The following is a 17,265-nucleotide window of genomic DNA, read 5'->3' as shown; positions in this document are numbered from 1 at the left end:
CTTAAATGGAGGCCGTTTTTGAACCTGTATTGGCAGGAAGTTGCCGATATCTAGACTTCATTAACCAGCAAGCTTTTAGAAATTACCTCAGCCAAATCACGAGATAACTCCATTTTGCCTAACCTCTCCAATTGTTCCCGCATGAGACGTTGGCGGTGTTGGTCATAGCGTTTCCAGCGTGTAAATGGATTGGCTAAACGGGCGGCAATTTGAGGATTAATTTTATCCAATGTCACCAGGATTTCTGCTAGAAAACTATAGCCACTCCCATCAATTGCATGGAAATTACGTGGATTCCCCATACAAAATGCACCTATCAATGCACGCACCTTATTGGGATTCTTAATTGAAAAAGCCGAGTGCTTTAATAACATTTTCACATGGTTCAACGTTTCTGGTAACTCGCTTATTGCTTGGATAGTGAACCATTTATCCAAAACCAGATCTTCTTTAGACCATTGCTTGTAGAAATCTTCAATTGCCTGTTCCCGCAAACCCTGATTGGTGGAATTCACCAATAAAGAAAAACTGGCGATTTGATCAGTCATGGTTTGTGCGGCGATGAACTGCTGCTGGCATTTATCTAACGCAGCTGACTCTTTCGCTTTCATCATGAGCCATAAGCACACATTACGCAATTTTCTACGGCCGTAAGCAGGTCCATTCATGCGATGATCTTCACTTGTCCATAGTTGTTGATAGAGCATTTGCGCTTCTTCATATAGATACCACCCTAACTGCTGATGGAAAAAATCACGGGCTTTTTCGACAGCGCCAACATCCACGCTCTCCAACTGCATGGCAATATCCTCAAATCCGGGAGGAGTTAATAATTCCGCCCGTAAATCAGCATCAAGCGACTCATCAAGCAATACATGTTTTAAGGCAGAAATTAAAGCGGAAGGAATTTGCCATTTATTGGCATGCAAATTCAGGCAGTCCTTGATGCTATTTATAATCAGATTTTGTGCCGCATCCCATTTGGCAAATCCATCCACCTCATACTTTAATAAAAAGAGCAATTCGTCCTGGCTTAAATTTTGTTTTAATTTAATTGGTGCGGAAAATTCACGTAATAATGAAAGCACCGGTTTTTCACTCAGGCCCTTAAAAGTAAAACTTTGTTCTTTTTCCTTGAGTTCCAAAATCTCATTCTCAATGGCTAGCTGCTGTCCCTTGGAATCGAAAAGAGCAAAACGAATAGGGATATGGAATGGTTTTTTATCATGGCATTCCGGGGTTGGCGGGCAATATTGCTGCATCTTAAGGGTTAACTCGCCTTGTGCATAATTGCTGGTCACGAGAACTTCCGGAGTTCCTGCCTGACTGTACCATCTTTTAAATTGCGTCAAATCAATATGATTTGCATCTTCCATTGCTGCAACAAAATCATCAATAGTAACGGCCTGACCATCATGGCGATTAAAATATAAATCCATGCCGCGGCGAAAGCCCTCTTTACCAAGTAAGGTGTGCTGCATTCGGATTACTTCAGCACCTTTATTATACACTGTTGCCGTATAAAAATTATTTATTTCCTGGTATGCCTCCGGGCGGACAGGATGAGCCATTGTTCCTGCATCTTCAGGGAATTGGGAATTTCGCAATACCCTGACATCCATAATACGGTTTACATCCCGTGAATTCATGTCTCGGGAAAATTCCTGGTCCCGAAAAACAGTTAATCCTTCTTTCAAACTTAATTGGAACCAATCACGGCAAGTAACCCGATTCCCAGTCCAGTTATGGAAATACTCATGGGCAACGACTCCTTCGACATCAGCAAAATCCTGATCTGTTGCGGTATCAGGGCGAGCAAGAATGTATTTGGAGTTAAAAATATTTAATCCCTTATTCTCCATAGCCCCCATATTAAAGTCACTGACTGCGACTATCATAAAAATATCGAGATCGTATTCCCGACCGTAGACCTCTTCATCCCAGCGCATTGATTTTTTCAATGACTCCATTGCATGGGTACATTTATCTTCATTTCCAGGCTCAACATAAATGCGTAAGTCAATGCTTCGCCCTGAACAGGTAACAAATTGATCCCTAACGCACGCCAAATTGCCTGCCACTAATGCAAATAAATAGGAAGGTTTTTTAAAAGGATCCTTCCAGACTACCCAATGACGCCCATCTTCAGCGTCACCCGCATCGATTAAATTACCATTGGACAATAAGATAGGATACTGTTTTTTTTCGGCGGAAATACGAGTTGTATAGGTAGTCAAAACATCCGGTCGGTCAAGAAAGTAAGTGATGCGCCGAAAACCTTCTGCTTCACATTGCGTACAAAACAGGTGATTAGAACGGTAAAGCCCGGATAATTGAGTATTTTTTTGTGGGTAAATACGCGTTACTATATTTAAAGTGAGTTCGTCGGGACAATTTTCGATGATAAGTGCATCGGGTTGCAGGATATATTCCGATTGATCTAATTTTTGACCATTCATATGCACGCTAACCAGTTCCAACTCATCACCACAAAGATGCAGAGGGCCCTCATGTTGACGAGTTAACTTAAGTTCGTTACTTATTAAAGCATGGTCATCATAGAGGTCAAAATTTAAATTAATAGTCTCAACTGAAAAAAAAGGAGGCTGGTAATTTTTTAAATAAACAGTCGTGTCAGGCATGGTCAGTACATCCTTTGCAAAAAGCGATTAAGTTTATTGAGTTTTATAACAATTTTCTTAGTTTATCCTATAATGATTATAAAGGGGTAACTTCTTAGGTCAATCTTTATCAAGTATTACGAAGTTAGCTGAACTTCATTTGTTGCATTTACCTTGAAAATGCAATAAATGTAAAGAAACACAAGATATCCTTCATAAGGATAAAAGGGGATGGCATATGAATACTCAAGACTTTTTAACCAGCTATACCAAACGCTTTGTCGACAATAAAGAAGAAGAGATGAGTTTGGAAGAATACCTGGAATTGTGTAAAAATGACCCGTCTGCTTATGCCAATCCAGCAGAACGCTTACTCATGGCTATAGGCGAACCTGAAATGGTTGATACGCGTCATGATCCTGTTTTATCGCGAATTTTTTCCAATAAAATCATTCCGCGATATAATGTATTTCAAGATTTTTATGGCATGGAAGAACCCATCGAGCAAATTGTGGGCTTCCTTAAACATGCAGCCCAGGGTTTGGAAGAAACCAAACAAGTACTTTATCTTTTAGGACCTGTAGGGGGTGGTAAATCATCCATTGCAGAAAAGCTGAAAGATTTAATGGAAAAAGTTCCTTTTTACGCCATAAAAGGTTCCCCCGTTTTTGAGTCACCGCTCTCTTTATTCAATCCCATTGAAGATGCTGAGTTACTCCAGGAGCGTTTTGGAATTCCTTCCCGATACCTACGCTATTTAATGTCCCCTTGGGCAGTAAAAAGGCTGCATGAATATAATGGAGACATCAGTAAATTCAGAGTTATTAAAGTTAGACCGTCTCGATTAAAACAAATCGCCATTTCCAAAACCGAACCGGGTGATGAAAACAATCAGGATATTTCATCTTTAGTAGGTAAAGTAGACATTCGCAAATTAGAGGATTTTTCTCAAGATGATGCTGATGCATACAGCTACTCGGGGGGATTATGTCGCGCCAACCGTGGACTTTTAGAGTTCGTGGAAATGTTTAAAGCACCCATTAAAGTGCTCCATCCTTTGTTAACTGCGACACAGGAAGGTAATTATAATGCGACTGAAGGTTTATCCTCCATTCCCTTCGAAGGAATTATTCTAGCGCACTCGAATGAATCTGAATGGCAATCGTTTAGAAACAACAAAAACAATGAAGCCTTCATAGACCGTATAAATATAGTTAAAGTACCTTATTGTCTCCGGGTTTCAGAAGAAATTCGAATTTACCAAAAACTCATTGACAACAGTTCGTTAACCCATGCTCAATGTGCCCCAGGTACATTGGAAATGCTCGCGCAATTTTCTGTCTTAACCCGTTTAAAAGAACCTCAAAATTCCAGCATTTATTCAAAAATGCGGGTATACAATGGCGAGAGCTTGAAAGACACGGATCCCAAAGCAAAATCCTACCAGGAATATCGTGATTTCGCCGGTGTTGATGAAGGCATGAGCGGGGTCTCTACTCGTTTTGCGTTCAAAATACTTTCCAAGGTATTTAATTTTGATCACAGCGAAGTGGCAGCCAACCCTGTACATTTAATGTATGTTTTGGAACGTCAAATTGAACAGGAACAATTTCCGCAGGAAGTACAGGAATCTTATTTGGGGTTTATTAAAGAGTACCTGACGCCCAAGTATGTTGAGTTCATTGGCAAGGAAATTCAAACTGCCTATTTGGAATCCTATTCCGAGTATGGGCAAAATATCTTTGACCGTTATATAACCTATGCTGACTTCTGGATTCAGGATCAGGATTATCGCGATCCCGATACCGGTGAAATCTTTGACCGCGCATTATTAAATCAGGAGCTCGAAAAGATCGAAAAACCCGCTGGCATTTCCAATCCCAAAGATTTCCGCAATGAAGTGGTAAATTTTGTTTTACGCGCGCGGGCCAACAATCGGGGTAAAAACCCAGTGTGGAATAGTTATGAAAAATTACGCTCAGTCATTGAGAAAAAGATGTTCACCAATACGGAGGATTTACTCCCTGTCATTTCCTTCAATGCCAAAGCATCTGAAGATGATAAGAAAAAACATGAGGAGTTTATTTCTCGAATGATCGAAAAAGGATATACACGCAAACAAGTACGCTTGTTATGTGAATGGTATTTGCGAGTACGTAAATCACAATAACAAAAAATCGTTCCCTCATTGATGAGGGAACGCCAAGGGTACTCTATTTATAGTTAGGAAACGTGTAGCAAACATGTTGCAAATGATCTGCGATAAAGGTTTCTATGAGTAGGGTATTGCTCCTCACTCAACTAAAAATAGGTGTAAAAATAAAAGCTTATGTGGGGCTAAATTATGTCTCAATTGATTGATAGACGACAAAATGCGGGGAAAAAAAGTACGGTTAACCGGCAACGTTTTCTTCGCCGTTATAAAAATCAGATCAAACGAGCCGTCTCCGATGCAGTGGGCAAACGAAGTATTACTGAAATTGATCAAGGTGAACAGATCACAATTCCCTCCAAAGATATTTCTGAACCTACATTTCATCGAGGCCAAGGGGGACATATTGAGCGCGTGCTCCCGGGGAATGATAATTTTATTACTGGGGATAGGATAAGAAGGCCCAGCGGCAGCTCAGGTAGCGGCGGCGATGGCTCGAATGCCAGCGACAGCGGCGAAGGCGAAGATAATTTTGTCTTTGAATTATCGCGGGAAGAGTTCCTTGATCTTTATTTTGAAGACCTGGAGTTACCGGATTTAATCAAAAAAGAACTAGCTCGCGTGAGTACCTTTAAAACGATAAGAGCAGGAGTCACTACCAGCGGCATTCCAAACAATATAAATGTCCTTCGTTCCATGAAGCAGGCTACTTCACGTCGCGTTGCCTTAGCCTCGCCAAACAAAAGAAGATTAAAAGAAGCTATTGAAGAATTAGAACAACTGCAAGCGCAACCCATTCAAGATAGTGAAGCGCTAAAAGAGTTGAAAAAGAAAATTGAATTCCTGAAAAAGAAAATTCAAACCGTGCCGTTCATCGATACCATTGATCTTCGCTACAATTTCAGAATTCGCGTTCCTTCACCATCAACCCAAGCAGTCATGTTTTGCGTTATGGATGTATCGGGTTCCATGGATGAGGCTAAAAAGGACATTGCAAAACGCTTTTTTATTCTCCTTTATATGTTTTTGACTAAAAACTATGAAAAAATAGAATTGGTATTCATTCGCCACCATACCTCGGCCAAGGAAGTAAACGAGGAAGAGTTTTTTTATTCCCGCGAAACTGGAGGCACTGTAGTGTCCAGCGCGTTGGAACTTCTAAGTTCTATTATCGAGTCACGTTATCCGCCGGAAGCGTGGAATATTTATGTAGCCCAAGCCTCGGATGGTGATAACTGGAATGCGGATTCCCCTTATTGTCAGGAATTATTGCAGGATAAGATAATGCCTTTATTGCAATATTTTGCCTACATCGAAATCATGCCGCGTCATCATCAAAGTTTATGGGAAGTCTATCAATTGGTGAAAGAGCGCTACCCTAATTTTGCTATGGAAAATATTGACACGGTAGCCGATATATATCCCGTATTTCATGAGCTTTTTAAAAGGAAAACTGCATGAAAAAGAAAAAGCCTTTATCCACTGGTGCAGAATGGACCTTTGAATTGATTCAGGACTATGATCGCGAAATTTCGCGCATAGCCAAAGATTTCAAGCTGGATACCTATCCAAATCAAATAGAAGTGATAACTGCTGAACAAATGATGGATGCTTACGCTTCAGTAGGTATGCCGATCGGTTATCATCATTGGTCCTTTGGTAAACATTTCGTCAGTGTTGAAAAAAGCTACAAGCGCGGTCAAATGGGTTTGGCTTATGAGCTTGTCATTAATTCGAACCCTTGTATTTCCTATCTTATGGAAGAAAATACAATGGCCATGCAAGCCTTGGTGATTGCTCATGCATGTTATGGCCATAATTCCTTTTTTAAAAATAATTACCTGTTTAAAATGTGGACCTATGCCGATGCCATCATTGATTATTTAGTATTTGCAAGAAAATACATCAGTGAATGCGAACAACGTTATGGCATCAATGAAGTAGAAGAAATTATCGATGCGTGCCATGCTTTGATGAACTATGGAGTAGATAGATACAAGCACCCTGCTCCTTTATCCATCCAGGAAGAAAAAATACGTCAGCAAAACCGCGAAATTTACATGCAATCTCAAATTAATGAATTGTGGCGGACCATTCCACAAAGCAAGCAAATTGCCGAACAAACAAAGAAAAAGCATTTTCCTGAAGAGCCCCAGGAGAACATTTTATATTTTATTGAAAAAAATGCTCCATTATTGGAACCATGGCAAAGAGAAATCGTACGTATAGTGCGTAAAATGGCGCAATATTTTTATCCTCAGGGCCAGACCAAAGTGATGAATGAAGGTTGGGCTTGTTTTTGGCATTATACCATTTTACATGCAATGTATGATGAGGGTTTGGTTACGGATGAATTTATGTTGGAAATCTTGCAAAGTCATACCAACGTGATCATGCAACCGCCTTATAACAGCCCTTATTACAGCGGGATTAATCCCTACACGCTGGGATACCATATGATGCAAGACATCAAAAGGATTTGTGAAAATCCTACCGAGGAGGATAAAGCATGGTTTCCCTATTTGGCCCATACCGATTGGCTAAGCAGTCTGGATAATGCCATGCGCCATTTCAAGGATGAAAGTTTTATTGCCCAGTATCTCTCACCCAAATTAATCCGCGATTTAAAATTATTCCATATTATCGATGATGATCGGAGCCCGGATTTATATGTGAATGCCATTCATAATGAATCAGGATATCAAAAAATAAGGGAAGCTTTGTCGCGACAATATAATTTAGGTTATTTGGAACCCGATATTCAAGTCTATTCAGTTGACTTGCAAGGCGACCGCTCATTGACGCTAAGATATACCCAACAAAATAGGGTACCTTTGGGTAACACTACCGCCGATGTTCTGAAACACCTCTATTCTTTATGGAAATTTCCTATTGTTTTGCAAGCCGTCAATCCCGAAAATGAGATTACCGAAGAATACCATTGTCCACCATTGAACAACGCTTAAAAAATCCTCTTTTTCGGTTTGAAAACAGGGTTTGGACATTACCTTCCCTGTTTTCTGGCGTTTAATTTTCGGATTTATTTTTTTGAATGGAAGTGCTTGCGTATACATTAATCGCATCATCTGCAAAGGGGTTCAGATTAAATACTTCCGCGAAAATTTTGGCGGCTACCTCATTGGTATTAAGATACCAATCCCCAATATCATCGGAATAAAATTGTACCACCATAGGTTTGAATAGTGCATATGCGGCATCAATTTGGTGTCTTTTTCCAAGACCTGCTTTCACAAAGTATTTGTTGCCTTTGAGGGCCTTGTTGAGGAGTTCCACCGCTTCATTTGCAGTACTGGGCGGGTTTGCCTCCACAGGTATTAAATCAGATGCATAAACTTGTACAGTAACAGCCATTTGATCACCGTATTCATGCACCCGGTTGATAAATGAAGCCAATGCTCGTCCTTTTTCCTCATTACACACAGTAATTTTAATATTCATTGCAAGTCCCTCACCGGTTAAATTACCTACTTGCACACAGGGATCAGCATTTAAGGTTGCGAATAACTGTTGGTTTAACAGGTACCAGGGAGGAAGAAGCTTTGCCGCACTTGCTATGAATGAAATACTGGCAAAAAAAATACCCAAAAATAGCCCTAATTTATTTTTTACTGCCCAAGTAATCATAACATCTCACATTCATTACAAAAAAAATGCCCCCATGCAAATCATAGAGGCATTAACAATTTACTCTGAAGCCATTTCAATAGCGAAAGCCAATGCCAGTTTAGAAAAATTGGTCATGTGTTCAAGGCTTAAGCGGTCCATGGTATCTTGAGAACTGTGGATGTAGGGGTTATGGTCTTCAAAATTAGATTCACAGGGAAATGCTGCAGGAACCCCTACCTCGTCCCATGACGCATGATCACTGCAACCATAGCCGCATTCTGAATAAGCAACTGGAACCTGAACGTAAGTGCTAATTAATTCTGCTACATAATTGCTTAAGCTGGTATCAGTGTAATCGGTAAATACCCACATGGTCGGATCTTTAGGATTGACTCGATAACCAGTCATATCAAATTGAATTGCTGCTTTGACTGGAATAGAGTGCTCCTTAAAATGTTCAACTACGTATTGGGATCCCACCAAACCCCGCTCTTCAGCAGCATACCAAATAATATAAACAGGACGTTTAAGGTTTATTTTTGAAGATAATAAAACTCGTGCCATTTCCATTATCGATGAAGAGCCACTGCCATCATCTCCGGCACCAGGCATCCGTCCATCGAGGGTATCCATATGCGCACCAATCACCACCGCAGGTGCATTGATGTCTTTACCAATGACCGTGACTAGGGAAGGTTGTTTATAGTAACTGCCTGTTTTTACAAAAAATGAGGCAGTATCGGTACGGCCATTCGTCTCGCTCATGTCATCAAAGGTTTTTTTCAACCATTTCGCCGCTTCTACCCCGGTATCTTTGGTCGCAGAGCGATTGTGGAATGAAGTAAGGCGAATTAAAGTATTCCAGATGTTCGATGGAAGCACTTTTTGCAATGATGTATTGACTTCATCCTGGTGTTTAATTTCATAAACAGTACTTTGCGGCTTTGCTGCTTTAATTGTTTTTTTCTGCAGGACTCTATGGGCAGATTGCTTTTTTGATTGAAGCAAAGAACCAATGATCTGGTGGCTAACATTTACAAAGCGTCCACAGTTGGCCTCGTCTGCCAGATGAATTAGAGACTCCACATCAGCCGCAGGAATATCAATAATTTTGAATTGCTGGTTTTCTGCTAATACCTCATAGGGAGTAGCAATTTTTGCCGCAAGACATTGGGGTACTTGTAATTGTTCATGTACAGGAGAATTTGCTGCCAAAACCTGGGCACTGGCAAATACTGAGCCCACTGCAAAATAAGTCATCCATTGATTCAAACGCATTTCTACTCCTAAGTTAAATTTAAATTTAAAGCAAAATACATCGTCAAAACCCACTTTACCGGAATTCTGTGGCTGGATCTACTGTTTAAATTAAGTTTTCTTCAATAAAAAAATAACCACATGATTACTTTTTAACCTTATTGCTATTGATAATCATTTTCATTTGAGATACAGTTTTAACCCTATTTCCCTTTGTTGAGCAAATAAATGGCAGTTTATAAAAAGAAGTTAAAAAAAATTCCTCGTTATTTTTCCCTGGGATCTCTTACTGTAGGTGCTAGTTTAATTCTTGGCTTTTTAAGTTTTGGGGGGATGTACGCATTATACCCTGCCATATACCTGGCATTTGCCGCTTTTGGTCTATCCGTAGCCTATGAGGGCGAGATTTATTTACAAAATATTAAAGGGGCTTTTAAAAAATTATTCAAAAAAGATTATTTGGAAAATCATCTGGCCAAAGAATACCTGCTGGAGCATTTTCCCGCAGATACTCAATCAAAAGAATGTCCTCAATTTTTCAGGGATTATGAAACGCAACTCAAACTGCTCGAGGAATTTAACCACAAGTCACTTAATAAAGTGAGCAGGAAGCGCAAAAAACAAATAGAAAAAACGCTCGGGGACATGGAAAAGTGGTTTGCTTTACAAGTATTTATGACTAAAGAAAGCAAAAAGCCATCCGCTTATACAGCAGAATTGCGAGAATGGCTGAAACATCATGAACAAAAGGAATGGCAAGCACGCTTGGAAAACCGCCAATCGACATTCAAATACGTTAAAGGTTTTAGTATTCTCGCCGCAACGTTTATGGGCCTTGGCAGTACCTATCTCATCGTGGAAGCTTTTAGCGTTATTCCTCTAATAGCCGCTATCCCCTTTGCATTGTGGCCTATTTTCATTGTACCCATGTCAGTAGTTGCAGGAGCAGCCTATGGGATGTTGATTTATAATACGATTACCGATCTCATTAACAATGATACCATTAACAAATGGTACACCCGGCTGCGCAATGATTTAAGCCAAGGCCTAACCGCGCGTAACATGCTGATGACTGCCCTGGCTGTTTTTTTAGTAAGTTTGGCAATTACCCTTACTGTTTGTACTGCAGGAACCTGGTGGACGGTAGCAACCAGTGCCCGACCTTTATTTGAATGGATGAAAAAAATGCCCAGTTTTGTGATGGGCGTGATTAACCCCATCATTACAGGCTTATCCGCTATATTTTTCAATGTCGAAAACTCCGCTTCATCCTTTGGAATGGTCTATGAAGCCATGACGCCTGATAAGGATATCAATACCAAAAGGAATGTGTTTCAACGCACTTACCGGGAAATTGCCGATGTGCTCACCCACGTATGGGATACTGAAAACTGGCTTCAAATGCTTAACCCTTTCCGTATCCTCTTGAAATTAACGGTTACACCGCTGCGTATTCTGCTTTTTCTTGGTCATTTAGTAAGTGTTGCTCTCACTTCAGATCGCATGCCAGGTGTCCCGCAAATAGTTTCGGCGCTGGTGGCAATTATCTGCGAGGGTTTCGAAGATGCCCACTATTTTATGGGGCTGAATGCCAAAATAAAAACCTTATTGGAAGAGCGTCTGGATTCTGAGGAAGACCATCAAGACGCTGATATTCCAACCTTTCTTCTCAAAGTCCTTGCTTCACCCTTATATTTTCTTGCAGCCGCCTGGGATTGCCTGGCAAGTAAAATGAATCCCTCAACCGCTGGTGATTCTCAAATCCCTCAACCTAAAGCACTTACCCTTACCCAAGCTTGGAATAAACAACTAAGCATCCCGGATGAAGTAGAAGTAGTATTGTCCGAACAGGCAAAACGTCCGTCAAAAGAATGGCAAAAGGAACATACTCTTTCCTTGATTGAAAAATATGAAAAAAAACACTTTGATTCTATTTGGTTTGGTGATCAAATCGCTGATCATAAAAAAGATGAACTGCAAAAATTAAAAAGAGAAATTCGTCAAACAGACGGTAGCGCATTAGGGGGCATACTTGAAGCAGCGAAAAAGAATGCTGTTTTTAACCAACACCGATTATTTGCCATACGTGAAGACGAGCCTACTGCAACGCAAGAATTTATTGCAGAACTCCCCGAGCGCGTTAATGCACTTTAATGAGCTTTCTATTTCTTTCAAATACAACATCCCTACCTGGCAAGTAGGGATGAAAAATTTTTAATTTGATCTGAACAATACAATATATTTCACCCACGCTTGCATTATATAATCAAAATAAGAGAGGGCTTTTAACCTCATAAGAACCAACGGAGTTCTATTTTGAAAAAAATTCTACTTCGCAGCATTACTGTATTTTTTTTATTTATGGGGCTATGCTGGGGACAACAACGTGACATTTCAATAACAATTGATGATTTGCCTATGATTGACGCCCAACCAGAGGCTTTTGAAAATATTGTCCATAGCCTTGTGAAGCACAAAGTTCCAGCCATAGGTTTCATTATTGGAAATCGGGTTAATAAGCAAACGATCAAACAGTTTAGATTATTTCAACACCATGGATTGGAGTTAGGAAATCATACTTATTCGCATTTGAATTTAAAACATGTGTCCTGTGAAGAATACATTAATGATTTGGTTAAAGCAGATGTAATTCTTACCCCCTTTTTATCAGAGCCTAAATATTTTCGTTATCCATACTTATCTGAAGGAAAATTATGGCGAAAAAGTGTAGTTCGCCACTATTTAAGAGAAAATAATTATATTGTTGCTCCCGTCACCGTTGATAGCAGGGATTTTGAATTTAACGCGGAGCTGATAAAGCTAAAGAGCCAAAATCCTACGGGCTCATTAACGGCCCTGAAACAACGCTACCTTAACTATGTTTGGCAACGCACCTTGACGGCTGAAAAAAACACTCCGGGAAAACAGATCTTGCTCTTGCATGCAAATAGTTTGAATGGTTATTTTTTAGATGATTTACTGCAGATGTTTGAAGAACATGGCTATAACTTTATTTCACTGAGCGAGGCATTAACGCTCCAATGAGAAGTGGAAGCATTTTTTGTTTTGCTGCAAGCCGCAAAGAAAGGTATTGGTAGAATTTAATTACTCTGTAGTAATAATTCTTTCGCATGCGAACGCGTTTGCTCAGTTATGGTCAATCCACCCAACATGCGGGCAATTTCGTCAATTTTTTCCATAGAATGCAGTAAAGTAATATGAGTAAACGTCTCTTTATTATCACTTTGCTTTTCAACCATAAAATGGTTATGTGCTGCTGCAGCAACTTGAGGTTGATGCGTGACGCAAAAAACTTGTAACCGCTCACCTAATTTGCGCAGCATTTGACCGACTAAAGCAGCTGTTGCGCCCCCAATACCTACATCCACCTCATCAAACAATAAAGTAGGGGTTGTCCCTTTTTGGGCAGTAATCATTTGAATGGATAAACTAATTCGCGAAAGCTCCCCTCCCGATGCCACCTTGCTGAGCGAATCGAGCTCCATTCCGGGATTAGTACATACCTTGTATTCCACTTTGTCCATTCCATGGATCTGCATTTTTTCTAAGGGGGTGATTTCAATTTCCACTCTACCCTTGGGCATACCCAATTGTTGTATGCTGCGAGTGATTTCTTTTGCCAAAAGCAATGCCTGTTTTTGTCGTTCCTTTCTCAATTTAAGAGCAGCCGCATCATAGGTAGCAACCAACTGGCGATGCTGTGTTTTTAACTGCACCAATCTCCCTTCGCTGTCTTTCAGGTTATCTAATTCTTTTTGCAAATTATGAACATGTTCGTGGAGTTGGTTACTGTCAATATGATACTTACGGGCAAGTTGATGAATTACACTCATGCGCGTTTCAATTTCGTACAAACGTTCCGGATCCAGATGCACCCGATCAGCAAATTGCTGCATTTCATCAATTGCTTCTTCACATTGAATTAGAGCACCATTAATTAGTTCAAAAGTATTTTTTATTTGCGCCTGCTCTGTTGGTAATTGACTAAGCAGGTGTAAAATTTGATTTAACCCGGTACATATATTGGGTCCATCTTCAGAATTCAATAATGCATGGATCTGCTGGCTTTTTTGCAGATACTCTTTTGCATGATGGAGCATTTGATGTTCTTGATATAGTATTTCAATTTCATTTTCATGCAAGTTCAAAGCAGAAAGCTCGTCGATTTGGAATTGCAACAAAGCAATCCTGTCTGCTTGCTGCTCCTGTCCCTGCAATGCATCAATCTCCTGTTGAATTTTCTGACATTGCTTATAAAGCCGGGCTACTTCTTCGAGTAATAATTGATTCTTTCCGTATTGATCTAATTGTTGGCGATGAGTTGAATGATGCATCAAGGTTTGATGTTGATGTTGTCCGTGTATATGTACCAGCTTTTCGCTTAACTCTTTTACCTTTTGTAAAGGGAACGGTTGACCGTTAATATAGGATTTAGAACGACCTTCGGCATAGATAACCCGGCGCAAATAAATTTCCCCCTCGTCACAGGGGATATCATGTTCTGCCAACCAGTGCGCAGGCTCAGAGTCTTGTCCTACAAAAAAACCTGCAGTAATGTCACATTTTTCCTGACCAGGCCGAATAACTGAAGCATCTGCCCTATCCCCCAAGGCAAGCATCAATGCATCGATCATAATCGATTTTCCAGCTCCAGTTTCACCCGTAAAGGCAGTCATCCCCTGAGAAAAATCTAACTCCAGGTGTTGCACAATCGCAAACTGTTCTATGCACAAAGTAGTGAGCATGATCTATCCTATCCCTGATGTTTGGCTTCCCAACCAAGTTTTGATCGTAATGTATCATAATAATGATAATCAAGAGGATGTAACAGACGTAATTGATGGCCATTTTTTTGAATAGCAACTTTTTGCCCGGGTTTTACCATTCGGGATTCATGACCGTCACAACTCACCCGCAAGTCGGATTCATTAAAGCGGCTGATATGCAATTCGATTTGCGCTTCTCCATCAATAACCAATGGACGCGAACTTAAACTGTGAGAAAACATAGGTACAAGAACAATCGCATTCAATTGGGGATGCATTATCGGTCCACCTGCGGATAAAGCATAAGCTGTTGAACCCGTTGGAGTAGAGAGTATCATCCCGTCAGAACGATAATGGCTGACCAATTGTTTATTAACATAAACGGAAAATTCAATGAGATGGGTTTCCTTGCCCCGGCTTAAAACCACATCATTAAGAGCATCACCCTCAAAATAGGTATGCCCGTTCTCGTATATCCGGGTATGGAGAAGAAAGCGTTTTTCTTCCTCATAATAACCAACTAGAACAGCACTCAATTGCGTTTCCAGCTCATGAGGCAAAATATCGGTGAGAAAGCCCAAACGGCCACGGTTAATTCCAATGACAGGAGTATCGACCTTTATCGCCATCCGCGCTGCGGAAAGCAGACTTCCATCACCGCCAACAACAATAATCAAGTCATTTTCCTCACCCATATCTTCTCGGGCGAGGACTGGAACTTTCACATCAAATCCCGCAGCCGTATCGATGTCCTGATAGACTTGTACCTTTTGTTTTTCCAAAAAATCAACCAAACGGTACAGACTTTCATTCACCCCTTGATTCGCACGATGCTGGCGTGCATACAAGATGATTCGTTTGAATTGAATTTTATTCTTCAATGTTTGCTGTTCTTGATGCTTTTTTTCGTTCATGTTCTTTCAATGATTTTTTTCTTAATCGGATTGAATCAGGAGTTACCTCAACCAATTCATCATCATCAATAAACTCTAATGCCTGCTCCAAAGTTAATTTGATCGCAGGAGTTAATATAATATTTTCATCAGAACCTGAAGCACGAATATTGGTTAATTGTTTTTCCTTGGTCACATTCACAACCAAATCATTATCGCGCGCATGAATTCCAACGATCATCCCTTCATAACAAAGGGTTTGCGGTTCCACAAATAATCTGCCTCGATCCTGCAAGTTAAATAAAGCAAATGCTCGAGCCATTCCCTGACAATTAGCAATCATGACCCCGTTAGCTCTTTTACCGATGCGTCCTTTGATTGCCGGGCCATAATGATCATAAACATGATACATTAAACCCGTACCGGAGGTAGAAGATAAAAATTCATTATGAAAGCCGATAAGACCCCGGGTAGGAATCATGTAATCAAGACGAACCCGTCCTTTGCCATCGGGAACCATATTTTGTAATTCGCCACGGCGCTCACCCAATTTTTCCATAATACTGCCTTGGTGGTTTTCTTCCACATCTACAGTTAAATGTTCATAAGGTTCTTGTTGCTCGCCATCTACTTCGCGAATAATTACTTCCGGTTTACTAATGGCTAATTCATAACCCTCACGACGCATTGTCTCGATAAGAATGGATAAATGGAGTTCGCCACGGCCAGAAACTCGAAACTTGTCTGGGTCATCACAATCTTCAACGCGCAAAGCAACATTATGCAATAATTCCGTTTCCAAACGCTCACGAATTTTTCGCGAGGTCACAAATTTTCCTTCCTGACCGGCAAAAGGTGAGTCATTTACCTGGAAGGTCATGCTAATGGTCGGCTCATCCACTGAAAGCACAGGCAAGGCTTCAACCATATTCGGATCACAAATCGTATCGGAAATCTTGATGCCTTCAATACCTGTAATGGCAACAATATTACCTGCATTGGCTTCTTCAACCTCGACGCGCTCCAGCCCTTTAAAGCCTAACAATTGTAATAAGCGTCCGGAACGAATATTGCCTTCTTTATCAATAATTTTCACCGGAGATTTTGCTTTAATTTGCCCCCGAGTAATACGGCCGATACCGATAGTACCTACATAAGAGGAATAATCCAGGGAACTGATTTGCATTTGGAAAGGACCGTTGGCATCCACTTTCGGCGCTTCGACTTTATCAATAATTGTCTGCAATAAAGCACTCATATCGGTCGCTTCATCTTCCAAATTCAACTTGGCATAACCGTTCAAAGCGGAGGTATAAACAACAGGGAAATCCAATTGAGCATCGGTAGCACCCAAATTGTCGAATAAATCGAATACTTGATCCATAACCCAATGCGGACGGGCTCCCGGGCGATCAATTTTATTAATGACCACAATGGGATTTAATCCACGAGCAAAAGCTTTTTGGGTCACAAAACGGGTTTGCGGCATGGGCCCGTCTACTGCGTCCACCAGCAGTAACACACTATCAACCATCGATAAAATACGCTCTACTTCCCCGCCAAAATCAGCATGTCCCGGGGTATCCACAATATTAATTTGATGGTTTTTCCAATACACACAAGTATTTTTAGCAAGAATGGTGATCCCCCGCTCCTTTTCTAAAGCATTGGAATCCATCACCCGTTCAACTTTAGGTGCCCGTTCATTTAAAGTACCTGTTTGTTGCAGTAGTTTATCCACTAATGTGGTTTTACCGTGGTCAACGTGGGCGATAATGGCGATATTGCGAATCTGATCAATCATAAATAACCTTTGAAGGAAAAAGCAGAGTATTTGTACATAGATTTGACATTATACATCAATAACAGGCTAAAACCTATCTGCTTATTATAATTTTAGCAGGAAGTTTTTTTAATGCGTTTGTATT

11 protein-coding genes are annotated in these 17,265 nt (G+C 40.5%); 5 read left to right on the top strand and 6 right to left on the bottom strand.

What is annotated here, in order from left to right; genetic code table 11:
• Window positions 1–50 precede the first annotated feature (50 nt).
• Entirely contained in the window at window positions 51–2,642 is a 2,592-nt protein-coding gene (gene pepN, locus KYQ_RS01060; RefSeq protein ID WP_019349461.1) for an aminopeptidase N, read from the bottom strand.
• Between the two features lie 217 nt (window positions 2,643–2,859).
• On the opposite strand from pepN, the gene KYQ_RS01055 reads away from it, so the two are divergent.
• From KYQ_RS01055 to KYQ_RS01045, 3 genes are all read left to right on the top strand, one after another.
• Complete coding sequence (locus tag KYQ_RS01055; protein ID WP_010652368.1) at window positions 2,860–4,791, top strand: PrkA family serine protein kinase; 1,932 nt, start codon at window positions 2,860–2,862, stop codon at window positions 4,789–4,791.
• A 174-nt stretch (window positions 4,792–4,965) separates the two neighbouring features.
• Window positions 4,966–6,234, top strand: coding sequence for a YeaH/YhbH family protein (locus KYQ_RS01050; RefSeq protein ID WP_010652367.1), 1,269 nt, complete (start codon window positions 4,966–4,968; stop codon window positions 6,232–6,234).
• Window positions 6,231–7,739, top strand: coding sequence for a SpoVR family protein (locus KYQ_RS01045; RefSeq protein WP_010652366.1), 1,509 nt, complete (start codon window positions 6,231–6,233; stop codon window positions 7,737–7,739). Before KYQ_RS01050 ends, KYQ_RS01045 begins: the two co-directional genes overlap by 4 nt.
• Before the next feature lie 61 nt (window positions 7,740–7,800).
• On the opposite strand, the gene KYQ_RS01040 is transcribed toward KYQ_RS01045, so the two are convergent.
• Together KYQ_RS01040 and lapA are read right to left on the bottom strand one after the other, a co-directional pair.
• Window positions 7,801–8,418 carry a hypothetical protein gene (locus tag KYQ_RS01040; RefSeq protein ID WP_010652365.1) on the bottom strand — a complete coding sequence of 206 codons (618 nt, stop codon included), beginning with the start codon at window positions 8,416–8,418 and terminating at the stop codon, window positions 7,801–7,803.
• A 60-nt stretch (window positions 8,419–8,478) separates the two neighbouring features.
• A complete protein-coding gene (lapA, locus tag KYQ_RS01035; RefSeq protein WP_010652364.1) occupies window positions 8,479–9,678 on the bottom strand; it encodes an aminopeptidase LapA in 1,200 nt (399 codons plus the stop codon).
• A gap of 207 nt (window positions 9,679–9,885) precedes the next feature.
• On the opposite strand from lapA, the gene KYQ_RS01030 reads away from it, so the two are divergent.
• Window positions 9,886–11,811, top strand: coding sequence for a membrane protein (locus KYQ_RS01030; protein ID WP_010652363.1), 1,926 nt, complete (start codon window positions 9,886–9,888; stop codon window positions 11,809–11,811).
• Window positions 11,812–11,973: 162 nt separating this feature from the next.
• A complete protein-coding gene (locus KYQ_RS01025) occupies window positions 11,974–12,702 on the top strand; it encodes a polysaccharide deacetylase family protein (RefSeq protein ID WP_010652362.1) in 729 nt (242 codons plus the stop codon).
• Between the two features lie 56 nt (window positions 12,703–12,758).
• On the opposite strand, the gene recN is transcribed toward KYQ_RS01025, so the two are convergent.
• From recN to typA, 3 genes are read right to left on the bottom strand one after another with little or no spacing between them, the layout of a single operon-like run.
• Window positions 12,759–14,423, bottom strand: coding sequence for a DNA repair protein RecN (recN, locus tag KYQ_RS01020; protein WP_010652361.1), 1,665 nt, complete (start codon window positions 14,421–14,423; stop codon window positions 12,759–12,761).
• Between the two features lie 8 nt (window positions 14,424–14,431).
• A complete protein-coding gene (locus KYQ_RS01015) occupies window positions 14,432–15,358 on the bottom strand; it encodes an NAD(+) kinase (protein WP_010652360.1) in 927 nt (308 codons plus the stop codon).
• The gene (gene typA / locus KYQ_RS01010; RefSeq protein ID WP_010652359.1) at window positions 15,315–17,141 is read right to left on the bottom strand and encodes a translational GTPase TypA; all 1,827 of its coding nucleotides are present in this window, start codon (window positions 17,139–17,141) and stop codon (window positions 15,315–15,317) included. Before typA ends, KYQ_RS01015 begins: the two co-directional genes overlap by 44 nt.
• Window positions 17,142–17,265: the final 124 nt, after the last annotated feature.

Source organism: Fluoribacter dumoffii NY 23 (assembly GCF_000236165.1).
In the GTDB taxonomy this organism is placed as follows: domain Bacteria; phylum Pseudomonadota; class Gammaproteobacteria; order Legionellales; family Legionellaceae; genus Legionella; species Legionella dumoffii.
The sequence above is the reverse complement of the archived record's forward strand: the minus strand, read 5'-3'. Positions and strand labels throughout refer to the sequence as shown.